Origin of the sequence: Kitasatospora sp. NPDC058184 (assembly GCF_042883725.1) — a bacterium.
GTDB lineage: Bacteria > Actinomycetota > Actinomycetes > Streptomycetales > Streptomycetaceae > Kitasatospora.
In genome coordinates this window covers 34,166-59,926 of sequence record NZ_JBHVVE010000012.1, presented here as the reverse complement: position 1 = coordinate 59,926, position 25,761 = coordinate 34,166, and the positions used below count along the sequence as shown (strand labels likewise).

Annotated in this window: 4 protein-coding genes; 1 reads left to right on the top strand and 3 read right to left on the bottom strand. The window is 73.7% G+C overall.

Going from position 1 to position 25,761, the window contains the following annotated elements; translation table 11 throughout:
- Nucleotides 1-17: 17 nt before the first annotated feature.
- Nucleotides 18-2,906, top strand: coding sequence for an amino acid adenylation domain-containing protein (locus ACFVXH_RS23220; RefSeq protein WP_387826753.1), 2,889 nt, complete (start codon nucleotides 18-20; stop codon nucleotides 2,904-2,906).
- A 21-nt stretch (nucleotides 2,907-2,927) separates the two neighbouring features.
- On the opposite strand, the gene ACFVXH_RS23215 is transcribed toward ACFVXH_RS23220, so the two are convergent.
- The 3 genes from ACFVXH_RS23215 to ACFVXH_RS23205 all read right to left on the bottom strand — a co-directional run bounded on the left by ACFVXH_RS23215 (nucleotide 2,928) and on the right by ACFVXH_RS23205 (nucleotide 25,749).
- On the bottom strand, nucleotides 2,928-3,293 hold the full coding sequence (locus ACFVXH_RS23215; RefSeq protein ID WP_380742496.1) for a nuclear transport factor 2 family protein: 366 nt from the start codon (nucleotides 3,291-3,293) through the stop codon (nucleotides 2,928-2,930).
- Nucleotides 3,290-3,499, bottom strand: a complete 210-nt coding sequence (locus ACFVXH_RS23210; RefSeq protein ID WP_387826750.1) for an MbtH family protein — start codon at nucleotides 3,497-3,499, stop codon at nucleotides 3,290-3,292. The genes ACFVXH_RS23215 and ACFVXH_RS23210 overlap by 4 nt, the downstream gene beginning before the upstream one ends.
- Nucleotides 3,500-3,699: 200 nt before the next feature.
- Complete coding sequence (locus tag ACFVXH_RS23205) at nucleotides 3,700-25,749, bottom strand: amino acid adenylation domain-containing protein (protein ID WP_387826747.1); 22,050 nt, start codon at nucleotides 25,747-25,749, stop codon at nucleotides 3,700-3,702.
- Nucleotides 25,750-25,761: the final 12 nt, after the last annotated feature.

The following is a 25,761-nucleotide window of genomic DNA, read 5'->3' as shown; positions in this document are numbered from 1 at the left end:
TCGGAGACGGAGATCTGATGACCGTACGCACTCCTGCCTGCCACAGCCTGGTGGTACGCGCCCGGTACCCGGTCGACCGGGAACAGAGCCGGACGTTGTTCGAACAAGAGAGCAGGGAACGGCCGGAGCCGGCGGGGTCGAGGCTGTGGACCCTGCCGCTCGCGGTGGACTCCTCGACCGGCCCCGGGCACGCCCGCGTCCGCCAGGAGGCCGAGCGGCCCCTGCACCCCTGCGGACCCCCGTTGCGCGCCGTGCTCGTGGAGTACGCCGACGGGGTCGTCGACGCGGTCCTGGTGGCGCGGCGTTCGGTGCCCTACGGCGTCCTCGTACGGCTGGCGGCGCTCCTCCTGGACGGTGAGCCCCTCGACGGCGACCCGCTGCCCTCCCTCGACACACCGGACGCGCAGGACGCGCAAGACGGGTCGGACGGGGACACCACGCCGCTCACGGTGCCCTGGGGCCTGGGGGACCGCCAGGCGCCGGACCTCACCGCCGCCGCCGGGACGGTCCCGCTGACGGACCGTCCGGAGTGGCCCGGGGAGGAGCCGCTGGTGGCCGCGGCGGCGCTGGCGCTGGCGCGCTACCAGGGCGGGCCGGAGGCGCGCATCGCGGTGTTCGACCGCGCGTTCCGGGCGGGCGGTCCCGCGGTGCGCTCCGTCCGGGTCGACGCGGACGGCACGGTCGCGGACCTCCTCGCGGCCGGTACCGGCACTCCGCTGCCCGGCGCGGCGGTCGCGAGCGTGGGCGTGGTCCTCGGTGACGCCGCCTCCGGGACGTCCTACACCCCGTTCCCGGGTTCCGGGCTCTCCCTCCTCCTCCATCTGGAGCGGCAGCCCGACGGCACCTGCGCCGCCCGCCTCCACCACGATCCGCGCACGGTGGCCCCGTTGACCGCGGAGTGGTTCGGACGGAGCGTCCTGCACCTGGCCCGGCGGCTGCGCGCCCTGCCCGGGACGACTCCGACGGCGCGGCTGGGCCTGCTGGACCACGCCGCGGCCGAGGCCGTGACCCGGCTGGGCGGCTTCCGTCCCGCGGCCGACCCCGGCGAGCCCGCGCCCGCCGGGCCCGGGCCGGAGCGGCGGACGCCGCCGGAGACCATCGACGGGCGGATCGCGGAGCTGGCCCGGCAGCGGCCGGACGCCGTCGCGGTGACCGACGACGAGAGCAGTCTGACGTACGGCCAGCTGGACGACCGGGCGGAGCGGGTGGCCGCCGGGCTGCGCGCCCTCGGGGTGGGCGGCGCACGGGTGGGAGTGTGCCTGGAGCGGGACACCACGCTCGTCGCCACCCTGCTGGGCGTGCTGAAGGCGGGCTGCGCCTACGTCCCGATGGACGCCCGGTACCCCGAGGAGCGGCTGCGCTACACCGCGACCGACGCCCGGGTGCCGGTCGTCATCGGGGACCCGGCGCGCTTCCCCCGGATCGAGGGGGTGACCGTGGTCTCGCCCCAGGAACTGATGGACGCGCAGGAACCCCTGGAGACCGGGAAGACCGGCAACACCGACACGGCCGCCTACGTCATCTACACCTCGGGATCCACCGGCCGCCCCAAGGGGGTCGTGGTCCCCCACCGCAACGTACTGGCCCTGGTCGGTGCCACGTCCGCGGACCTCGGGCTCGGACCGGACGACGTGTGGACGTTCTTCCACTCCAGCGCCTTCGACTTCTCCGTGTGGGAGATCTGGGGCTGCCTGCTCACCGGGGGTCGGCTGGTCGTCGTACCGCACTGGGCGGCCCGTGACCCGGACGAGTTCCACGAGCTGCTGGCCCGGCGGCGGGTGACCGTCCTCAGCCAGACCCCGTCCGCGTTCTCCCAGCTCATCGAGGCCGACACCCGGGCGGCCCCGGGCGCCGCACCGCTCGCCCTGCGGCTGGTCGTCTTCGGCGGCGAACCGCTGAACACGGCGATGCTGGGACGGTGGTTCGCCCGTCACTCCCCCGCCCGGTGCCGGCTGGTCAACATGTACGGCATCACGGAGACGACCGTCCACGTCACCGCGCAGGAGGTGACCCCGCGCGAGGTCCTGGAGCGGTCCCGGTCCGTGGGCCGGGCGCTGCCCGGCTGGTGGGTGTCGGTCCGGGACGAGCACGGGCATGTCCTGCCGCCGGGGCCCGCCGGTGAGATCTACGTGGGTGGTGCCGGGGTGGCCGACGGCTACCTCGGCCGTCCCGAGCTGACGGCGGAGCGTTTCCTCGACGACCCGGTGACCGGGGAGCGGGTCTACCGCAGCGGCGACCGGGGCCGGCTGAGGCCGGACGGCCGGCTCGACCACCTCGGCCGGCTGGACAACCAGGTGAAGGTGCGGGGCCACCGGATCGAGCTGGACGAGATCACCTCCGTCCTGGCCTCGGACCCCGAGGTCGCCGACGCGGCGGTCGTCTTCCGGGAGGGCGAGGCGGGGGACCCGGCCGGCGCCCGCATCGACGCCTACGTGGTGCTCCGGGACGGCGGTTCGGTGGACCAGGTCTGGCGGACGGCCCGGCGCGTGCTGCCGGACCACATGCTGCCGGCCGGCCTCACCGGGGTGTCCGGCATCCCGCTGACCCTCAACGGCAAGCCGGACCTCTCCCGGCTCCCGGCCCCGTCCGCCGGCCCCGCCCCGGCCCCGGCTCCGACCGCGGCACCGGCACCGGTCACGGACCGGGACGGCGCCGCGGCGGATCCGGAGGCGAAGGGCGACCTCGGGACCGAGATCCTCGCCGTGTGGTCCGGTCTGCTGGGCGTCGACGTGGAACCCGACGGCAACTTCTTCGAACTCGGCGGCAACTCCCTCCTGGTGGTCCGCATGCTGTCGGACCTGCGGCAACGGGGGCTGCCCAAGGTGACGCCGCGCGAGTTCTACGGGAACTCGACGGCGCGGTCCTTCGTGGAGCTGGTCCTCGGCCGTGTCGGGGAGACCCCATAACGGTCCCCACACCAGCGGTGTTCACACCAAGGGGGCGAAGAAGTACGTGACGCGGTGGGCGAAGAGGCCGGTGCCGTCCGTCCGGAAGAAGTCGGCGAACCGCAGGCTCACCGCGTCACCCCCCTTGAGCGTTCCGGTGAAGCTGCCGCGCACCGCGGCCTCCCGCCCGGACAGCAGCAGCTGGTCGACCGTGTGCCGGCCGTCGGCGATGACCCGCTCCCCCTGGTAGAAGGCGGTCAGTTCGCCCCGGCCGACCAGGGGCTGGTAGCCCGGCCGTTCGTAGGTCGCGTCGGCGGTGAAGAGCTCCACCAGTTCGTCGAAGCGGTTGGCGTCGACCAGTGAGTAGTAGCGGCGGACCGCGTCCTGGATCGGGGAGGCTCCGGTCATGACTGCATGCTCCCCGCCAGGCCGCGCGGCCGCATGTCGGTCCACTGCCGGTCGATGTACTCCAGGCAGGTGTCGCGGGTGTCCTCGGTGTGGGCGACCGCCCAGCCGCCGGGCACCGCGAGGGAGGCCGGCCACAGGGAGTGCTGCCCCTCGTCGTTGACGAGCACGAGGTAGCCGGCGTCCGGGTCCTCGAACGGGTTCGTCATGGGATGTCCTCATCTCTGCGTCTACGGAATCTCTGCGTCTACGGATCTACGGACTTCTGGAGCTGGTCTCCGGTCTCTCCCCGTGGGCCCGGGGAACCGTGGCCGCGGTTGCCCGGGCCCACGGTTCCCCGGCACTCGGTTTCCCGGCCGACGGTTTCCCGGCCGACGGTTCCCCGGCACGCGGTTCCCCGGCACGCCGCTCAGGAGAGCCGGCGCATCCTCTCGGCGAGGATCGGCCCGATCACCCGCAGCGCCTCCGGGCCGGCCATCGCGGCGTGGCCGCAGTCGACCGTGCGGTGGTCGAGCGGCCCGTCGATGTACGGGGCCCACATCTCCGGGGTGACCAGGTCGGACGGGTCCTTCCGGGTGGCCGCGAACACGACGGCCTCCGTCGCCACCGGCGTGTGCCGGTGGGCGGGGGTGATCCGGAGGTCGTTGGCCATGACCCGCAGGACGTCGGCGATCCGGTCCTCGGTGAAGTCGGCCACGGCCGCGTGGTGCTCACGGGCCAGCTCCGTGAACCGCGCGTACGTGAGCGGTTCCCCGTCGCCGACGGGCACCCCGAACGCCGTCAGCAGCGTCCGGTACACCATGGACGTGTCGAGGGTCGCCTCCTCGGCGAGTTCCTCGGCGGTCCTGGGCCGCGCGGGCTGCGCGTCGAGGAGGACCAGGAACGGGACGTCGAACCCGCGCTCCCGCAGCCGGGCCGCCATGGCGTGGGCGACCACCCCGCCGAACGACCAGCCCAGCAACGGGAAGGGGCCCTCGGGACGCAGCCGGAGGAGCTCGGCGATGTAGTCGTCGGCGATCTCCTCGACGCTGCCCGGCAGGTCGTCCGGCTCGGACAGTCCACGGGCCTGGATGCCGTAGACGGGCACCTCCGCGGGCAGGTGCCGCAGCAGTCCGGCGTACGACCAGCTCAGGCCGCCGCCCGGGTGGACGCAGAACAGCGGCACGCCCTCGGCGCGGGGCCGCAGGGGCAGGACGACACCGAAGGCGTCGGCCGAGCCGTCGTGGTCCGCGTCGAGGCGGCGGGCGAGCCCGGCCACGTCGGAGGTCTCGAACAGGGCGCGCAGCGGCAGCTCCACGCCCAGCACGTCCCGGACTCGGTCGATCAGCCGGGTGGCGAGCAGGGAGTGGCCGCCCAGGTCGAAGAACCCGTCGTCCACGCCGACCCGCTCCACCCCGAGGACCTCGGCGAACAGCCCGGCCAGCACCGCCTCCTGGGGGGTGGCGGGCCCGCGGCCGGCGGCGCCCCGGTCCGGGGCCGGCAGGGCTCGGCGGTCGAGCTTGCCGTTCGGGGTCAGCGGCAGGGCGGGCAGGGTGAGCACAACCGACGGCACCATGTACTCGGGCAGCCGCAGGCGCAGGGCGTCCCGGAGGTCGCGGCGTTCGGCGAGGTGCGGCGCGTCGGCCGGCTCGTCGGGCACCACGTAGGCGACCAGCCGCTGGTCACCCTGCCGGTCCTCCCGCACCACCGCCACGGCGTGCGCCACGCCGGGCTGTTCCCGGAGCAGGACCTCGATCTCGCCCGGTTCGATCCGGAAGCCCCGGATCTTGACCTGCTGGTCGGCCCGGCCGGCGAACTCCAGCAGGCCGTCCCGGTTCCAGCGCACCAGGTCGCCGGTGCGGTACATGCGGGTGCCGGCCGGGCCGTACGGGTCCGCCACGAAGCGCTGGGCGGTCAGCCCGGGCTGCCCCAGGTACCCGCGCGCCACGCCGGCGCCGGCGATGTACAGCTCGCCCACCACGCCGGGCGGCACCAGGCCGAGGCGCTCGTCGAGGACGTGCACCCGCGTGTTGGCGATCGGCGTTCCGATGGGCGTGCGCTCCGGTGCCGCCCCGGGGGCGATGCCGGCCGCCGTGGACCAGATGGTGGTCTCGGTCGGTCCGTACAGGTTGACGACCTCGGCGGCGCGGGCGGCGAGGGTCCGCGCGAGGTCGGGCGGGAGCGCCTCGCCGCCCACCAGGACCCGGAGCCCGTCGAGGCACCCGGGCTGCTCGTCGGCGAGGGCCCGCCACAGCGTGGGGGTCGCCTGCATGACGGTGGCTCCGGTGGCCCGGAGCAGACCGGCGAGCGCGGCGGGCGTGCGGGCCGTGTCACGGTCGGCGAGCACCAGCGTGGCGCCGCTGGTCAGCGGCAGGCAGAGCTCCAGCACGGAGATGTCGAACCCGACGGTCGTCACACCCAGCCAGCGGTCCCCGGTGGTCAGCGGGAAGCGCGCGGCCATGTCGGCGAGGAAGTTCGACAGCGCCCCGTGCTCCACGACCACGCCCTTGGGCGCGCCCGTGGATCCGGAGGTGTAGAGGACGTACGCCGGGTCCGCGGCACCGGCGACCGGCGCCGGGTCGGTGTCCGGGCACAGTGCCAGGGCGGCCGCGGTATCGGGGGCGTCGGTGACGACCGTCGCCGAGGAGGGGCGCTCCGCGAGGGCGCCTGCTCCGGCGCCCGTGGCGACGGCGTCGCTGGTGAGCAGGAGGGCGGGAGCGGCCTCGGTGAGGATGTGCGCCACCCGGGCGCTCGGGAACTCCGGGTCGACCGGCAGGTAGGCCGCACCCGTCTTGAGGACGCCGAGGAGTGCGGCCACCAGGTCCGCCGACCGCTCGTACATCAGCGCCACCGTGTCGCCCGGTCGGACGCCCCGGGCGAGGAGCCAGTGGGCGATCCGGTTGGCCCGGGCGTTGAGCTGGGCGTAGCTGAGCCGTTCGGCCCCGGCGACCAGGGCCTCGGCCTCGGGCGTCCGGGCCGCCTGCGCGGCGAACAGCTCCGGCACGGTCGTCGCCGGCACGTCCCGGCCGGTGTCGTTCCAGCCCGACAGCAGCTGGTGCCGCTCCTCGGGCGTGAGGATGTCGACCTGGGCCACCGGCAGTTCCGGCCGCGCGGCCAGCCCCTCCAGCAGCCGCACCCACCGGCCCAGGAACCCCTCGACGGTGAACCGGTCGAAGAGATCCGTCGCGAACTCCGCGACCCCGCGCACCCCGCCACCCGGCTCCTCGACCAGGCTGAGCGTGAGGTCGACCCGGGACACACCCGTGCCCACCGGCTCCTCCGCCACCTCCAGACCCGGCAGCTCGAACCGGGCCTGCTCGGTGTTCTGCAAGGCCAGCATCACCTGGAACAGCGGATGCCGCGCCGCCGACCGCCGGGGATTCAACTCCTCCACCAGGTACTCGAACGGCACATCCTGATGCGCGAACGCACCCAGACCGGCCTCACGCACCCGACCGACCAGCTCGGCGAACGACGGATCACCCGACACGTCCGTCCGCAGCACCAGCGTGTTCACGAAGAACCCGACCAGGTCGTCCAGGGACCCGTCGGAGCGACCGGCCACCGGAGAACCGATGGGGACGTCCTCCCCCGCACCCAACCGGGACAGCAACACGGCGAGACCCGCCTGCAACACCATGAACAACGTCGCGTTCGACGACCGCGCGAGCTCGCCCAGTGCGCGGTGCAGGTCCGGGCCCAGCTCGAACGACGCCGTCCCTCCCGCGTACGAGGCCACCGCCGGTCGAGCACGGTCGGCAGGCAGGCTCACCTCCTCCGGAAGTTCCGCCAACTGGCCGCGCCAGTAGGCGATCTGACCGTCGCGCACCTCGTCCAGGACCTCGCGCTGCCACAGCGTGTAGTCCGCGTACTGCACCGGCAGCGGCTCCCACCCGGGCGCCGCACCCTCCAACCGGGCCGTGTACGCCTCCGCCAGATCACGCGCCAGCGGCGCCAACGACCAACCGTCACCCGCGATGTGGTGCAGCACGACGAGCAGGACGTGCTCCGACGGGCCCGAGGCGAACAACCACGCCCGGAGCGGGATCTCCGCCGCCAGGTCGAAGGCGTACCGGGCGGCCTCGGCCATCGCGTCGCGCAGTCCGTCGGCGTCGACCTCCACGGTCACCAGCGGGACCGGCGCCTCGGCCAGCACCCGCTGGCACGGCTCGCCGTCCACCTCCGCGAACACCGTCCGCAGCGACTCGTGCCGGCCCACCACGTCGTCCAACGCGGCCGCCAACGCACCCCGGTCCAACGCGCCCGACAACCGCAGCCCCAAAGGCATGTTGTACGTCGCCGACGGACCCTCCAACCGGTGCAGGAACCACAACCGCTGCTGAGCGAACGACAACGGCAACCGCTCCGGCCGCACCCCCGCCACCAACTCCGGCCGCACCACGCCACCGGAAGACAACCGCTCCGCCAGCCCGGCCACCGTCGACGACTCGAACACCGCACGCAACGGCAGCTCCACACCCAGCACCGACCGCACACGGCTCACCAGCCGGGCCGCCATCAACGAGTGACCGCCCAGGCCGAAGAACCCGTCGTCGATCCCGACCCGGTCGACCCCCAGCACCTCCGCGAACAGACCGCAGAGGATCTCCTCCTGCGGCGAGCGCGTCGTCCGCACCGACCGCGGCGCGTGGTCGGGGTCGGGGTCGGGCAGGGCGGCCCGGTCGAGCGCACCGTCCGCCGTCAGCGGGAGGGCGGGGACGGGCATGACCACCGCGGGCAGCCGGTGTTCCGGCAGCCGGTGCTTCAGGTCCTCGTGCAGGCGCGACACGGAGAACTGGTTCATGACGAGCGGCACCACATAGGCCACCGACCGCGTCGCCTCGCCGTCCACCACCACGGCGGCCTCGGCGACGCCGGGCAGTGTCCGCAGGACGGCTTCGATCTCCAGGGCGGCGGCCAACGGGTCCGCGGGGCCGACGAGTTCCAGGTGCCCGTCGTCGGTCCGGCGGCGGGCCAGGTCGCCCGTGCGGTACATCCGCGCGTCCGGCGTACCGAACGGGTCCGGCACCCAGCGCTCCGGGTCACTGCCGGCCAGGTCGCTCTCCGCGCCCCTGGCGTACAGCTCGCCCACGACACCCCGTGGCACGAGTCGGAGGTTCCGGTCCAGGACGTAGTCCAGCCGCGACAGTTCGCGGTGTTCGTCGGAGGTGAGGATGTCGGCCTGGCCGACCGGCAGCTCCGGCCGCGCGGTCAACGCCTCCAGCAGGCGCACCCACCGGTCGAGGAACAGCTCGACGGTGGACCGGTCGAAGAGGTCCGTCGCGAACTCGGCGACGCCCCGCATGCCGCCGCCGGGCTCCTCGGCGAGGCTGAGCGTGAGGTCGACCCGGGACACGCCCGTGCCCACCGGCTCCTCCGCCACCTCCAGGCCGGGCAGTTCGAACCGGGCCTGCTCGGTGTTCTGCAAGGCCAGCATCACCTGGAACAGCGGATGCCGAGCCGCCGACCGCCGGGGGTTCAACTCCTCCACCAGGTACTCGAACGGCACGTCCTGGTGCGCCAAGGCACCCAGACCGGCCTCACGCACCCGACCGACCAGCTCGGCGAACGACGGATCACCCGACACGTCCGTCCGCAACACCAGCGTGTTCACGAAGAACCCGACCAGGTCGTCCAGCGCCTCGTCCGAACGCCCCGCCACCGGCGAACCGATGGGGACGTCCTCCCCCGCACCCAGGCGGGACAGCAACACCGCCAAGGCCGCCTGGAGCACCATGAACACCGTGGCGTCATGGGCCCGCGCCACCTCGCCGACGGCACAGTACAGGTCCGGATCGAGGACGAAGGACGTCATGTCGCCGACGTACGAGGCCAGGGCCGGCCGGGCCCGGTCGGCGGGCGGGCTCACCTCCTCGGGAAGGCCCGCCAACTGGCCACTCCAGTAGGCGATCTGGTCGTCGAGAACGTCGTCCATGACCTCGCGCTGCCACAGCGTGTAGTCCGCGTACTGCACCGGCAGCGGCCCCCACCCCGGCGCCACACCCTCCAGCCGGGCCGCATAGGCCTCGGCCAGATCACGGGCCAGCGGCGCCATGGACCAGCCGTCACCCGCGATGTGGTGCAGCACCACGAGCAGGACGTGCTCCGACGGACCGGTAACGAACAGCCAGGAACGGATGGGCAGTTCAGCCGCCAGGTCGAAGGCGTACCGCGCAGCCTCGTCCAACTCCCGGCGCAAAACTGCCGGTTCAACCTCGCACACCTCGAACGGCACCCGGACCCCGGTCAGCACCCGCTGGCACTGCTCGCCGTCCACCTCCGCGAACACCGTCCGCAGCGACTCGTGCCGGCCCACCACGTCATCCAACGCGGCCGCCAACGCAGCCCGGTCCAGCACACCCGACAACCGCATCGCCAACGGCATGTTGTACGTCGCCGACGGACCCTCCAACCGGTGCAGGAACCACAACCGCTGCTGCGCGAACGACAACGGCAAACGCTCCGGCCGCACCCCCGCCACCAGCTCCGGCCGCACCGCACCACCGGCACCCAACCGCTGCGCCAACCCGGCCACCGTCGGCGACTCGAACACCGCACGCAGCGGCAGCTCCACGCCCAGCACCGACCGCACCCGGCTCACCAGCCGCGTCGCCAGCAGCGAATGACCGCCCAGGTCGAAGAAGTCGTCGTCGATCCCGGCCCGGTCGACCCCCAGCACCTCCGCGAACACCTCGCACAGCGCCGCCTCACGCGCCGAACGGGGCCCCCGGCCGCCCTCCGACACCGACCCGCCGAAGTCGGGCACCGGCAACGCGGCCCGGTCCACCTTCCCGCTCGGCGTCAGGGGAAGCCGGTCCAGGGGGACGACAGCCGCCGGGATCATGTGCTCCGGCAGGGTAGCCCGCAGGTGTTCCCGGAGCTGCCGGGTGTCGATCCCGGCGCCCTCCTCCGGCACCGCGTAGGCCACCAGGGTGTTCTCCCGGGCGACGACCAGGGCCTGGCGAACCGCCGGATGGGTGGTGAGAGCCGCCTCGATCTCGGCCGGCTCGATCCGGAAGCCCCGGATCTTGACCTGCTGGTCGGCCCGGCCGAGGAACTGGAGGACCCCGTCGGTCGTCCAGCGGGCGAGGTCTCCCGTGCGGTACATGCGGTCGCCGGGTGCGCCGAAGGGGTTCGCCACGAACCGCTCGGCCGTCACTCCCGGCCGCCGCAGGTAGCCGTCGGCCAACTGGACTCCGGCGATGTACAACTCGCCGGGGGCGCCGGGAGCCACCGGTCGCAGCGCCGCGTCGAGCACGTACAGGCGGGTGTTCCAGACCGGCCGGCCGATGGGTACGACCCCCGGGTCGGCGACGCTGTGCCAGGAGCTGACGTCCACCGCGGCCTCGGTCGGGCCGTAGAGGTTGTGCAGTTCCGCGTGGGGCAGCGTGTCGTGGAACCGCGCGGCCAGGTCCGCCGGGAGCGCCTCCCCGCTGCACATCACCCGGGTCAGGCCGGTGCAGCGGGCGGTGGACTCGTCGGCGAGGAACGCTTCCAGCATGGACGGCACGAAGTGGACGGTGGTGACGGCCTCCGTCTGGATCAGCCGGCTCAGGTACGCCGGGTCCCGGTGGCCTCCGGGTTCCGCGACCACGAGCGTGGCGCCGGTGACGAGCGGCCAGAAGAACTCCCAGACGGAGACGTCGAAGCTCGACGGGGTCTTCTGGAGCACCCGGTCGTCGGGGCCGAGCCCGTACTCGTCCTGCATCCACAGGAGCCGGTTGACGATGGCCCGCTGCGGGACGACAACGCCCTTGGGGCGCCCGGTGGAGCCCGAGGTGTAGATCACGTAGGCGGGCAGGCCGGGGTGCTGGGCGACGGCCGGCCCGGTGGCGTCACCGCCGTCCCCGTCGAGCAGCCCGCTGATCAGGTCGAGGTCGTCGACCACGTACGCGGGCTCCGCGTCACGGCACATGAACGCGGTGCGCTCCGCCGGGTAGTCCAGGTCCAGCGGCAGGTACGCGGCACCGGCCTTGTGCGTGGCCAGGAGCACGGCGACCAGTTCGACCGACCTCGGCAGTGCCACGGCCACCGTGTCGCCCGGCCGGACGCCCTGGGCGATGAGCCAGTGGGCGATCCGGTTGGCCCGGGCGTTCAGCTGGGCGTAGGTGAGCCGTTCGGCCCCGGCGACCAGGGCCGTGGCCTCGGGCGTCCGGGCCGCCTGTGCGGCGAACAGCTCCGGCACGGTCGTCACCGGCACGTCCCGGCCGGTGTCGTTCCAGCCCGACAGCAGCTGGTGCCGCTCCTCGGGCGTGAGGATGTCGACCTGGCCGACCGGCAGTTCCGGCCGCGCGGCCAGCCCCCCCAGCAAGCGCACCCACCGGCCCAGGAACCCCTCGACGGTGGACCGGTCGAACAGGTCCGTCGCGAACTCGGCGATTCCCCGCATCCCGCCGCCGGGCTCCTCGGCGAGGCTGAGGGTGAGGTCCATCCGGGACACGCCCGTGCCCACCGGTTCCTCCGCCACCTCCAGGCCGGGCAGTTCGAACCGGGCCTGCTCGGTGTTCTGCAACGCCAGCATCACCTGGAACAACGGATGCCGCGCCGCCGACCGCCGGGGGTTCAACTCCTCCACCAGGTACTCGAACGGTACGTCCTGGTGCGCCAGCGCGCCCAGACCCGCCTCACGCACCCGGCCGACCAGCTCGGCGAACGACGGATCACCCGACACATCCGTCCGCAGCACCAGCGTGTTCACGAAGAACCCGACCAGATCGTCCAGCGCCTCGTCCGAACGCCCCGCCACCGGCGAACCGATGGGGACGTCCTCCCCCGCACCCAACCGGGACAGCAGCACCGCCAAGGCCGCCTGCAACACCATGAACAACGTCGCGTTCGACGACCGCGCGAGCTCGCCCAGTGCTCGGTGCAAGTCCGGGTCGAGGGCGAAGGTGGTCACGTCGCCCGTGTACGAGGCGACTGCCGGCCGCACGCGGTCGGCGGCCAGGCTCACCTCCTGCGGGAGCTCCGCCAACTGGCCGCGCCAGTACGCGATCTGGCCGTCGCGGACCTCGTCCAGGGTCTCGCGCTGCCACAGCGTGTAGTCCGCGTACTGCACCGGCAGCGGCTCCCACCCGGGCACCGAGCCCTCCAGTCGGGCCGTGTACGCCTCCGCCAGATCACGCGCCAGCGGCGCCATGGACCAGCCGTCGCCCGCGATGTGGTGCAGCACGATGAGCAGGACGTGTTCGGACGGTCCGGTACTGAACAGCCAGGAACGGATGGGCAGTTCAGTCGAAAGGTCGAAGGCGTACCGCGCGGCCTCGTCCAACTCCCGGCGCAAGACTGCCGGTTCGACCTCGCACACCTCGAACGCCGCCCGGACCCCGGTCAGCACCCGCTGGCACGGCTCGCCGTCCACCTCCGCGAACACCGTCCGCAGCGACTCGTGCCGGCCCACCACGTCATCCAACGCGGCCGCCAACGCACCCCGGTCCAACACACCCGACAACCGCAGCGCGAGCGGCATGTTGTACGTCGCCGACGGACCCTCCAACCGGTGCAGGAACCACAACCGCTGCTGAGCGAACGACAACGGCAACCGCTCCGGCCGCACCCCCGCCACCAGCTCCGGCCGCGCCACCGCACCCGAAGCCAGCCGCTCGACCAGCCCGGCCACCGTCGGCGACTCGAACACCGCACGCAACGGCAGCTCCGCAGCCAACCGTTCACGGACACGGCCCATCAACCGCATCACCAGCAGCGAATGGCCGCCCAGGTCGAAGAAGTCGTCGTCGATCCCGACCCGGTCGACTCCCAGCACCTCCGCGAACACCTCGCACAGCGCCGCCTCACGCGCCGAACGGGGCCCCCGGCCGCCCTCCGACACCAGGGCGCCGAAGTCGGGCGCCGGCAACGCGGCCCGGTCCACCTTCCCGTTCGGCGTCAGGGGTATCGCGGGAACGGCCGTGACCAGGGAGGGGACCATGTACTCCGGGAGCCGCCCGCGCAGTTCCCCGGCGATCGCGGACGGGTCGAACCCGGTGCCGGGCTCGGTCACCACGTAGGCGACCAGACGGACATCGCCCTCCCGGACGGTGTGGACGACGACGGTGGCGTGCGCCACCCCGGCGCAGCGCCGCAGCCCCGACTCGATCTCCCCCGGTTCGATCCGGAAGCCCCGGATCTTGACCTGGTGGTCGGCCCGGCCGGCGAACTCCAGCAGGCCGTCCCGGTTCCAGCGGGCGAGGTCGCCCGTGCGGTACATGCGGGTACCGGCCGGGCCGTACGGGTCCGCCACGAAGCGCTGGGCGCTCAGCCCCGGCTGCCCCAGGTACCCGCGCGCCATACCGGCGCCGGCGACGTACAGCTCGCCCACCACGCCGGGCGGCACCAGGCCGAGGCGCTCGTCGAGGACGTACACCTGCTTGCCGGTGACCGGCCGGCCGATCGGCAGGGACGGCTCGGGGTCGTGGCCGGGCGCCATCGCGTGCAGGGTGGCGAAGGTGGTGGTCTCACCCGGTCCGTAGCCGTTGACCACGGTGAGGTCCGGGCAGGCCGCCATGACGCGCCGCACCGGGCCCTGCGGGACGACCTCGCCGCCGGTGAAGACCTGGCGCATGGACGCGAAGCAGTCGGGGTGGTCCTCGGCCATCGCCTTGAACAGTCCCGCGGTGATCCACATGGAGGTGATGCCGTGGTCGCGGACGATGTCGCGCAGATGCGGTCCGTCGAGCGGCACGTCGGGGGCGATGACGACCCGGCCGCCGAGCAGGAGGGGCATCCACAGCTCGAACGGCAGGGCGTCCCAGGCGGTCGGCGAGTGGAGGAGCACCCGTGCGGGGTACCCGCCGACCACGGGGTCGTCGGCCAGGGAGGTGATGTCGGCGTGGGTGAGCCCGATGCCCTTCGGGGTGCCGGTGGATCCGGACGTGTAGATGACGCAGGCCAGCTGGTCGGGGTCGGGGGCCGCGCCGCGGTCGCCGGCGGACGGGGCGGACGGGGACGTGGACGGGACGTGTGCGGCGTCGTCCTGGACGAGCAGCACCTGGTCCCCGGGCACGAAGGCCGGGACGCGGGTCGGCGAGTCGGTCAGCAGCAGGTTGACGTCGTTGTCCGCCCACATCCTGCGGACCTGGCTCTCCGGGTACCGCGCGTCGAGCGACAGGTACATGCCGCCGGCCTTGACCACGGCCAGCACCGCGACCACGAAGCCGATCGACCGCGGCATGGCGATGGCCACCAGGCGTTCCGCGCCGACACCACGGCCGATCAGCTCGTGGGCGAGGCGGTCGGCCCGCTCGTCGAGCTGGGCGTACGTGAGCCGGGTGCCGTCGGCGACGACCGCGACGGCGTCGGGGACCCGCTCGACCTGCGCCCGGAACGCCGTGACCAGGCTGCGCGCGGGCAGGTCCGTGTCGTTCCGGCCCGGCAGCAGCTGCCGGCGCTCCTCGGGGGTGAGGATGTCGACCTGGCCAACCGGCAGCTCCGGCCGCGCGGTCAGCCCCTCCAGCAAGCGCACCCACCGGTCGAGGAGCACCTCGACGGTGGACCGGTCGAACAGGTCCATCGCGAACTCGGCGACGCCCCGCATCCCGCCGCCGGGCTCCTCGGCGAGGCTGAGGGTGAGGTCGACCCGGGACACGCCCGTGCCCACCGGCTCCGCCTCAACCTCCAGACCCGGCAGTTCGAACCGGGCCTGCTCGGTGTTCTGCAAGGCCAGCATCACCTGGAACAGCGGATGCCGAGCCGCCGACCGCCGGGGATTCAACTCCTCCACCAGGTACTCGAACGGCACATCCTGATGCGCCAACGCACCCAGACCGGCCTCACGCACCCGGCCCACCAGCTCGGCGAACGAGGGATCTCCCGACACGTCCGTCCGCAACACCAGCGTGTTCACGAAGAACCCGACCAGGTCGTCCAGCGCCTCGTCCGAACGCCCCGCCACCGGCGAACCGATGGGGACGTCCTCCCCCGCACCCAACCGGGACAACAGCACGGCCAAGGCCGCCTGGAGCACCATGAACACCGTGGCGTCATGGGCCCGCGCCACCTCACCGACGGCACGGTACAGAGCCGGACTCAGCCCGAACGACGCCGTCTCTCCCGCGTACGAGGCCAGGGCCGGCCGAGCCCGGTCGGCGGGCGGGCTCACCTCCTCCGGCAGGCCAGCCAACTGACCGCGCCAATACGAGAGTTCATCCTCCCGCACACCGTCCAGCAGCTCGCGCTGCCACAGCGTGTAGTCCGCGTACTGCACCGGCAGCGACTCCCACCCCGGCGCCGCACCCTCCAGCCGGGCCGCATAGGCCTCGGCCAGATCACGCGCCAGCGGCGCCATGGACCACCCGTCACCCGCGATGTGGTGCAGCACCACGAGCAGGACGTGCTCCGACGGACCGGTACCGAACAGCCAGGAACGGATGGGCACTTCGGCCGCCAGGTCGAAGGCGTACCGCGCCGCGCCCGCCAACGCCGCATCCAGAGCGGCGGGTTCGACCTCGCAGACCTCGAACGGCACCCGCACGCCGGTCAGCACCCGCTGGTACGACGCGCCGTCCACCTCCGCGAACACCGTCCGCAGCGACTCGTGCCGGCCCACCACGTCGTCCAGCGCGGCGGCCAACGCACCCCGGTCCAACACACCCGACAACCGCAGCGCGAGCGGCATGTTGTACGTCGCCGACGGACCCTCCAGCCGGTGCAGGAACCACAGGCGCTGCTGGGCGAACGACAGCGGCAACCGCTCCGGCCGCACCCCCGCCACCAGCTCCGGGCGCACCGCACCGCCGGAGGACAACCGCTCGACCAGCCCGGCCACCGTCGGAGTCTCGAACACCGCACGCAACGGCAGTTCCACGCCCAGCACCGAGCGCACCCGGCTCACCAGCCGCGTCGCCAGCAGCGAATGCCCGCCCAGGTCGAAGAAGTCGTCGTCGATCCCGGCCCGGTCGACTCCCAGCACCTCCGCGAACAGGCCGCAGAGGATCTCCTCCCGCGGTGTACGGGGCCCGCGTGCCGACCGCGACGCGTAGTCGGGAGCCGGGAGGGCCCGCCGGTCGAGCTTGCCGCTGGAGGTGAGCGGCAGCGCGTCGAGGGCGATGACGGCGGACGGCACCATGTACTCGGGCAGCCGTTGCCGCAGGGCGTCCCGCAGCCCGGCCAGGACGCGTCCGGTCGTCCGGGAGCCCAGGGGGTTGTTCACCAGGGCCGACAGGGGCTTGTCCTGGGTGTACGCCGGTCGGTGCACGTCCGTGTAGACGGCGTCCGCGCGCCCGCCGGGAACGAGTACGGCGTCGAGGGCGTCCGGTGCGCCGGGCGCCCAGGTGGTCAGCACCTGGCAGCCGTGCCGCTCGCCCCACTCGTGCAGGGCCTCCGGGTCGACGGCCTCGGGCGTGTGCCCGTCGGCCCGCCCCGTGCTCAGCCGGGCGCGGAGCCGTTGCGGCGACGCCTCGTGCGCGAGTTCCTCCGCCGCCGCGACCTCTCCGGTCAGCCGGCTGTTGACGAGGCCGGTGACCCGGACCGGCCCGGCCCCGGAGGTGAGGGCGTCCAGGCCTGCCAGGTCCTGGAGGCTCGTCAGATCGCGGCCCCAGACGAGTTCCGGCACGTTCGCGAGGGACTCGGCCCGGGCGGTCCCGTCCGCCTTGTGCAGGACGACCTCGTAGCGGTGCCTGGTCAGCTCGTTGTGGTGGGCGCCGCGCTTGAGCCGGATGTCGACGCCGGCCACCGCCGCGGGGTGGCGCCGCGCCCAGACGGTGAAGAAGTCCGGGTCGATGACCAGCTCCTTCTCCATGATCACCGCGTGTTCCACGGCCGCCCTGAGCTGCTCGCCGGTGCCGTCCTCCGCCGCGTGGCCGAGGTGGATCCCGGTCTGGAAGGCGCGCAGCGAGCCGCGGTGGCGGACGTCGCCCACGACGATGCGCCCGCCGGGGGCGAGCCGGCCGAGCGCGCCGTCCAGGACCCGGGCCAGGTAGTCGGCGTCGGGGAAGTACTGGATGATCGAGTTGAGGACGACGGTGTCGAAGTACTCGGCCGGGATGTCGTCCACGACATCGGCGGGCCGGCACAGCAGCCGTACCCGGTCGGCGAGTCCGGCGGTCTCGCACTGCGCGGTGAGGCGTTCGATCACGGGCGCGGAGAAGTCCGTCGCCCAGTAGGTCTCGGCCCGGGGGGCCAGCGGGCCGAAGAGCAGGCCGGAGCCCACCCCGATCTCCAGGACGCGCCGGGGCGGGCGTTCCGTGATGCGCCGCACCGCGGCGTCGCGCCAGTCGCGCATCTCGTCGAGCGGGATCGGCTCACCGGTGTAGGAGCTGTTCCAGCCGGTGAAGTCCTGGCCGAACCCGGGTGTCTCCGTCCCGGCACCGCCGTAGACGTCGTCGTAGATCTCGCGCCACTCGTCCACCTGGTCGTCCTCGGCGCCCTCGCCCTCGGGCACGATGTACGCGACGAGCCGCGGGTCGCCCTCGCGGTCCTCGCGGACCACCACCACGGCCTGGGCGACACCGGACTGCTCGCGCAGGACGGCCTCGATCTCGCCGGGTTCGATCCGGAAGCCGCGGACCTTGACCTGCTGGTCGGCCCGGCCCAGGTACTCGAGTTGCCCCTCCGCCGTCCAGCGCACGACGTCGCCCGTGCGGTACATGCGGGTGCCGGCCGGGCCGAACGGATCGGCCACGAAGCGCTGGGCGCTGAGCCCGGGCCGGTCGAGGTATCCGCGGGCCAGGCCCGCGCCCGCCAGGTACAGCTCGCCGGGGACGCCCGGGGGCACCGGCCGCAGACGGTCGTCCAGGACCCGGACCCGGGTGTTGTCGACGGGGCGTCCGATCGGTACGTCACCGCCGGTGAGCGGCTCGCTGATGGCCGCGACGACCGTGGACTCGGTCGGGCCGTAGGCGTTGACCATGCGGCGTCCCGGCGACCAGGTCCGCACCAGGTCGGCGCCGCACGCCTCGGCTCCCACGATCAGGGTGCGGAACCCGGTGAGCGCCTCGGCGGATCCGGCCGGCAGGGTGCCGAGCACGGACGGCGGGATGAGCGCGTGGGTGATCCGGCGGTCGGCCAGGACGTCGGCCAGTTCGGCGCCGACGAGGCGGTCCCGGCCGCCCAGGACGAGGGCGGCGCCGGCCGCGAAGGCCATGGTCAGTTCGAGGACGGCCGCGTCGAAGCCGGGCGACGACAGCTGGAGCACCCGGGAGTCGGGGGTGACCGCGCACTGTCGCAGCAGGGTGCTCGCCAGGCTCCCGAGGCCCTGGTGGGTGACGACGACGCCCTTGGGCACGCCGGTGGAGCCGGAGGTGTGGATGACGTAGGCCGGGTGGCCGGGGTGCGGCGGTGCGGCGGGCTCCGGGTCGTGGTCGGGGCAGCCGGCCAGGGCGGCGGCCGTCCCTGGGTCGTCGGTGGCCACGGTCTCGGTGCCGTCGTGCAGGGTGCCGATCGTGTCGGCGAGCGCCCGGGTGGTCAGGATCAGCTCCGGGGCGGCGTCGGCCAGGATGTGGCCGACCCGCTCGGCGAGGTACTCGGGGTCGAGGGGGACGTAGGCGGCGCCCGCCTTGAGGACGCCGAGGACGGCCGCGATCTGCTCGGGCGAGCGCTCGTAGAGGACGGCCACGTGCTGCTCGGCGCCGATGCCCCGGGCGCGCAGCCAGTGGGCGATCCGGTTGGCGCGGGCGTCCAGCTCCCGGTAGGTCAGTTCGACGTCCTCGCAGACCAGGGCCGTCGCGTCAGGGGTGCGGGCGGCCTGGGCGGCGAACAGCGCCGGCAGGCTCGAGCCGGTGGTGTCGCGGGTGGGGCCGGCGTTCCACCCGGTGATCCGCGCGTGCTCCCGCGGGGTGAGGATGTCCGCCGCGCCGATGGGGGCCGCGGGGTCGTGGAGCAGGGCGCGCATGAACGCGGTCCACCGGTGGATCAGGGCGTCGACGGTGGAGGCGTCGAAGAGCTCCGTGGCGTACTCGACGTAGGCGTCGATGCCGGCGGGTTCGCCGTTCGCGCCGTGGCTCTCCGTCAGGCTGAAGAAGAGGTCGAAGCGGGAGGTCCCGGTGCCGACGAGTTCCGGGCGGACGTCGAGTCCGGGCATCCGGAACCGGGCCTGCTCGTTGTTCTGCAGGGTCAGGGCCACCTGGAACAGCGGGTGGTGGGCGGTCGAACGGTGCGGGTTGATCTCCTCCACCAGGGACTCGAAGGGGACGTCCTGGTGGGCGTAGGCGGCGAGGCTGGTTTCCCGTACCCGGCCGACGAGTTCGGCGAACGACGGGTCGCCCGAGGTGTCCGTGCGCAGGACCAGCATGTTGACGAAGAAGCCCACCAGCCGGTCGAGCGCCTCGTCGGTCCGGCCGGCGATGCCGCTGCCGAGCGGGATGTCGGTGCCGGCGCCGAGCCGGGTCAGCAGGGCGGCGAGAGCGGCTTGCAGGACCATGAAGACGGTGGCGTCGTGGGCGCGGGCCAGTTCGCTCAGCGCGCGGTGCAGGTCCGGGTCGAGCGCGAAGGGGGTCACGTCTCCGGCGTACGAGGCCACGGCGGGCCTCGCCCGGTCGGCGGGGGCGCTCACCTCCGTCGGGAGGTCGGCCAACTCCTGTCGCCAGTAGTCCACTTGGCGGCCGAAGAGGCTGTCGGGATCGTCCGCCCCACCCAGGAGGTCCCGCTGCCAGAGGGTGTAGTCCGCGTACTGCACCGGCAGCGGCTCCCACTCCGGCGCCGCACCGTCGAGTCGGGCCGCGTAGGCCTCGGCCAGGTCGCGGGCCAGCGGCACCATGGACCACCCGTCGCCCGCGATGTGGTGCAGCACGACGAGCAGGACGTGTTCGGTCGGGCCGGTGCTGAACAGCCAGGACCGGATGGGCACTTCGATCGCCAGGTCGAAGGCGTACCGGGCGGCCTCGTCCAACTCCTCGCGCAGGTCGGCGGTTTCGAGCTGCCGCGTCTCCAACGGCACCTCGAACTCGGCCAGCACCCGCTGGCACGGCTCGCCGTCCACCTCCTCGAACACCGTCCGCAGCGACTCGTGCCGGCCCACCACGTCGTTCAGCGCGGCCGCCAGCGCCGCCGGGTCCGGCTCCCCCGACATCCACAGCGCGAGCGGCACGTTGTACGTCGCTGACGGGCCTTCCAACTTGTGCTGGAACCAGAGGCGTTGCTGCGCGAAGGAGAGGGGAAGGACGTCCGGTCGGGAGACGGGCGCGAGGCGGGTGCGCCGCTCCCCGGTTCCGCGACCGAGACGGAGTGCCAGGGCGCCCGGGCTCGGGTGCTCGAACAGCTCGCCGGGCTGGACCTCGGCGTCGAGGACACCGCGGACGCGGCTGATCAGGCGGGTGGCGAGCAGGGACTGGCCGCCGATGTCGAAGAAGCTGTCGCCGGGTGCCACCCGGGTGAGGCCGAGCAGTTCGGCGAAGAGCCCGCAGAGGACCGCCTCCCGGGCGTGCGGCTCGTCGGCGCCGAGGATCTCGACGGGGGCGAGGTGGGCCGGCAGGCGGTCGCGGAGCTCCTGGAGCACCTTCGGGGACGGGCCGGGCAGGACGTAGGCCACGAGCCAGGTCTCGGCCCGGGCCGTCGTCCGCTCCTGTTCCGCGGGATCTCCGGCCCGCACCAGGACGGGGATCGCGTGGGAGACCTCGGGGTGTTCGAGCAGCTGGTCGCGCAGTCGGTCGAGCAGACGGCGGCCCCGCTCGTCCTCCCGGCCGCCGGACAGCAGGCCGGCCAGGGAGAACGACTCGGCACCGGTGGCCGCGATCCGGCGCGGGCGGCGTACCAGTCGGCGCAGGACGGAGGGCACCGGCCCGGCGGAGCGCTCGCGCAGGCCGACGGAGTCCAGGCGGACGGGAGCCATCACGGGCCGGCGGGCGCGGATCGCGAGGTCGAGGAGGGCGAGGGCCCGCGGCGTGGGCAGCGGCAGGACGCCGGAGCGCCGGATGCGGCCGAGGTCGCCCTCGTCGAGGCCGGCGGTCATGCCGGACTCCTGCTCCCACAGCCCCCACGCGAGCGAGAGGCCCGGCAGCCCACGAGCTGACCGCTCCTGCGCCAGCGCGTCCAGGAAGGTGTTCGCCGCCGCGTAGTTCGCCTGACCGGCACCGCCGATCAGGCCCGACACCGAGGAGTACACGACGAACGCGGCCAGCCCGGGGCACCGCTCCCGCGTCACCTCGTGCAACGCCCACGCGCCGTCCACCTTCGACCGCAGCACCTCCCCCAGCGCCTCCGCACCCAGCGACACCAGCACCCCGTCGCGCAGCACACCCGCCAGGTGGAACACGCCCGTCAGCGGACGCTGGGCCACCGCCTCGTCGACCAGCACCCCCAACGCCACCCGGTCGGCCGCGTCACACGCCCGCACCTCCACAGTGCGCGCGCCCAACCCCAGCAGCTCGTCCCGCAGTGTCGCCGCCCCGGGCGCCTCCACGCCCCGACGGCCCACCAGCACCAGGTGCCGCACCCCGCACGCCACCACCAGATGACGCGCCAGCAACGCCCCCAGCACCCCCGTCCCACCCACCAGCAGCACCGCCCCCTCCGGATCCAACGACACCGGGGCCCGGAATTCGGCCGGTGCCGTCCGGGTGAGCCGGGGGGCGAGCAGGGTGCCGTCGCGCAGGGCGAGTTGCGGCTCGCCGGTCGCGAGGGCCGCGGCCAGGACGCCGCGGTCCGGGTCGGTGTCGACATCCAGGAGGACGAAGCGGTCCGGGTGTTCGGTCTGGGCGGAGCGCAGCAGACCCCACAGGACCGAGGCCGGCAGCGCGCTCACGCCCTCGTCGGGGGCGGTCGCGACGGCCCCGCGGGTGAGGACGACGAGGCGTGAGCGGGCCAACCGCCCCTCGGCCAGCCAGTCCTGCAGCACCTCCAGTGCGCGCTGGGCGACGGCCCGGGCCGCGCCGGGCACGTCCCGCCCGTCGCCCTCCGCGTCCAGGCAGGGGAGGATCACCGTGCCGGGCACCTCGGCGGCCCGGGCCAGGGCGGCCGGGTCGGGGTACGCCACGGCACCGGGGAGAGCGAGCACGTCGGCGGAGCCGAGCATGCCCCAGGAGTCTTCGGAGGAGGGCCGGACGGCGTGGCCACCGAGTGCGGTCCAGTCCAGGTGGAACAGGTCGTCGTGAACCTCGGCCTCGACCTCGACTCTGCCCTCGGTTTGTTGACTCATCGTCACTTCACCGATGCTCAGCACCGGTTCGCCCATCGCGTCCACCGCGAACACCCGCGCGGTGCCGGCTCCCGTGGGCGTCAGCGACACGTGCAGCGCGGTGGCCCCGGTGGCGTACAGCTCGACGCCGGACCAGGTGCGGGGCGCACCGGTTCCGGCGAACGGTCGCAGTGCGGCGGCCAGCAGCACCGGGTGCACGCCGTACCCCACGGGGTCGGTGTGGGCCGGGAGTTCCACATCCGCCCGGAGAACCTCGTGGTCCGGGCCCGTGGCGGCCGGCGCCGGCCCGGCGTCGACCGGGGTCTCGGTCAGTTCCCCGGTGGCGTGCCGGATCCAGGTTCCGGAAGCCCGCGAGAAGACGGCGAGGGAGCAGCGGCCGCGGCCCAGCGCCTCGACCACGACCTGCACGTCGGTCGCGGTCCGTCCGAGGCTCAGGGGCGTCTCGACGGTCAGCCGCTCCAGCCGGTCGCACCCGGCCCGGTCGGCCGCGGCCAGCGCCAGTTCGAGCAGTACGGCGTGCGGAACGTCCGCGGCCCAGGGGTGGGTCGTGGGCGAGAGCCGGCCCGTGAGCACCCAGCCGTTCCCGTCGGGCCGCTCGACCGCCGCGCCCAGCAGCGGGTGCCCCACCGTTTCGAGACCCGCGGAGGCCACGTCCGCGACGGCGGTGTCCTCCTTCAGCCAGTAGGACCGGCGCTGGAAGGCGTACGTCGGCAGCTCCACCGGCCGCGCGCCCGGGAAGAGCGGGGACCAGTCGACGGGCAGTCCGCCGGTGTGGAGGCGGGCCGCGTTCGTGAGGATCTGCCGGACGGCCCCGTGGTCACGGCGTAGGGAGCCCACGACGACCCGCTCGCCGCCGAGGGTCTCCTCGATGCCGGCGGTCAGGACGGGGTGCGGGCTGGATTCCACGACGAACCCGTGGCCGCCGTCGGCCGCGGCCTGGACGGCCTCCTGGAACCGGATCGGCCGCCGGAGGTTCTCGTACCAGTAGTCGGCGTCCAGCCGCGCGGTGTCGAGGGCGGTCGCGGTGACGCTGGAGTAGAAGGCGGTGTCGCAGGTCGTGGGGGTGATGCCGGCCAGCTCCGCCAGGAGCTGCTCACGCAGCGGCTCGACGCTCGCGGAGTGGGAGGCGTAGTCGACGTCGATGCGGCGGCTCACGATCCCGCCCGCCTCGCAGCGGGCCGTGAGCCGGTCGAGGGCCTCGGGGCCGCCCGAGACCACGGTCGAGGAGGGGCCGTTGACCGCGGCGATCTCGGCATGGCCGTCGATGGTGGCCAGCAGTGCGCGCACGTCCTCGACCGGGGCGGCGACGGAGACCATGCCGCCGGTGCCCGCCAGGCGCAGCAGGGCCCGGCTGCGGATGGCGACGATCTTGGCCGAGTCGTCCAGGGACAGCGCTCCCGCGACATGGGCGGCGGCGATCTCGCCCTGGGAGTGGCCCACCACCGCGTCGGGACGCACGCCCAGGGAACGCCAGACCGCGGCCAGTCCGATCATCACGGCCCAGAGGGCCGGCTGGACGACGTCGACCCGGTGCAGCGGGGGTGCGCCGTCACGGCCGTTCAGCACGTCGAGCAGGGACCAGTCGACGTACGGGGTCAGGGCCTGGTCGCAGGCGCGGATCTGTTCCTCGAACGCCGGTGACCCGGCGAGCAGTTCCCGTGCCATGCCGGCCCACTGGGAGCCCTGGCCGGGGAAGACGAAGACGGTGCCGCGCCGGCCGTCGGGGGGTGTGGTGGAGGGCGTGACGGTGACGTTGTCCGCCGTGCCACCCTCGGCCAGAACACGCAGCCCCGCGAGCAGTTCCTCCCGGTCGGCGCCCGTCACGACGGCACGCTGCTCGAACAGCGAGCGCTGCGCGACCAGCGACCAGCCGGCATCGCCTGCCCCGACCTCCGGGTGCTCCGTCAGGTGCTCCGCCAGCCGGCCCGCCTGCGCCCGCAACGCCTCCACCGACCGCCCGGACACCACCCACGGCACCACACCCGGACCCTCAACAGGGCTCTCAGCAGGGGCTGTTAGCTCTTCGGCGACCCCTTCCACGATCACATGCGCGTTCGTCCCACTGATCCCGAACGACGACACACCCGCCCGCCGCGGCCGACCCATCTCAGGCCACTCCCGCGCCTCGGCCAGCAGCTCCACCCCGCCCGAGGACCAGTCCACATGCGACGACGGCACCTCCGCGTGCAACGTCCGCGGCAGCACCCCGTGCCGCATCGCCAGCACCATCTTCATCACACCCGCCACACCCGCGGCGGCCTGCGTATGACCGATGTTCGACTTCACCGACCCCAGCCACAACGGCACTTCACGCCCCGCCCCATAGGCGGACAGCAAGGCCTGCGCCTCGATCGGATCACCCAACCGCGTGCCCGTCCCGTGCGCCTCCACCGCATCGACGTCACCCGCCGCCAACCCGGCATCCCCCAACGCCCCGCGCACCACCCGCACCTGCGCCCGACCGCTCGGCGCCGTCAACCCGTTCGACGCACCGTCCTGGTTCACCGCCGAACCCCGCACCACCCCCAACACCCGGCGCCCAGCCCGCCGCGCATCGGAAAGCCGCTCCAGCACCAGCACGCCGCAGCCCTCACCGAACCCCGTGCCGTCGGCCTCCTCGCCGAAGGCCCGGCACCGGCCGTCCGGGGACAGACCGCCCTGTTTGCCGAGTTCGACGAGCGTGGACGGGCCCGCCATGACGGTGACACCGCCGGCCAGCGCCATCGCGCACTCGCCCCGCCGCAGCGACTGCACCGCCAGGTGCAGCGCCACCAGCGACGACGAGCACGCCGTGTCCACCGACACGGCCGGGCCCTCCAGCCCCAGCACATAGGACACCCGGCCGGACGCGACACTGGCCGTGTTCCCCGTACCGGCGTAGCCCTCGGCCTCGGCGGGGACGGAGGACAGCCGGGAGACGTACTCCCCGGAGATCAGCCCGGTGAAGACACCGGTCGCACTGCCCTTCAGGGTGTCGGGACGGATCCCCGCCCGCTCCAACGCCTCCCAGGACACCTCCAGCAGCAGCCGCTGCTGCGGGTCCATCGCCTCCGCCTCGAGCGGCGAGACGCCGAAGAACCCCGCGTCGAACAGGTCCGCGTCGTGCAGGAATCCGCCGCTCCGGGTGGGGATCGAGCCGGATCCCCGCGCGTCCTGGTCCCGGGCCGGGGCGCCGGAGCCGTCCAGGTTCCATCCCCGTCCCTCGGGGAAGCCGGAGATCGCGTCGCGCCCCTCCGACAGCAGCTGCCACAGGTCCTCCGGCGAGCTCACCCCGCCCGGGTAGCGGCACCCCATCCCCACGATCGCGATGGGTTCGTGGGCCTTCTCCTCCAGTTCCCTGGCCTGCTGTCGTGCCTCGCGCAGGTCCGCCGTGGCGCGCTTGAGGTAGTCGCGGAGCTTGGCTTCGTTGGACATGGGGCTCACCTT

Excerpts from the sequence above, each read along its gene's own strand:
- ACFVXH_RS23205 (WP_387826747.1), bottom strand. The coding sequence starts at position 25,749 with ATGTCCAACGAAGCCAAGCTCCGCGACTACCTCAAGCGCGCCACGGCG.
- ACFVXH_RS23210 (WP_387826750.1), bottom strand. The coding sequence starts at position 3,499 with ATGACGAACCCGTTCGAGGACCCGGACGCCGGCTACCTCGTGCTCGTC.
- ACFVXH_RS23220 (WP_387826753.1), top strand. The coding sequence starts at position 18 with ATGACCGTACGCACTCCTGCCTGCCACAGCCTGGTGGTACGCGCCCGG.
- ACFVXH_RS23215 (WP_380742496.1), bottom strand. The coding sequence starts at position 3,293 with ATGACCGGAGCCTCCCCGATCCAGGACGCGGTCCGCCGCTACTACTCA.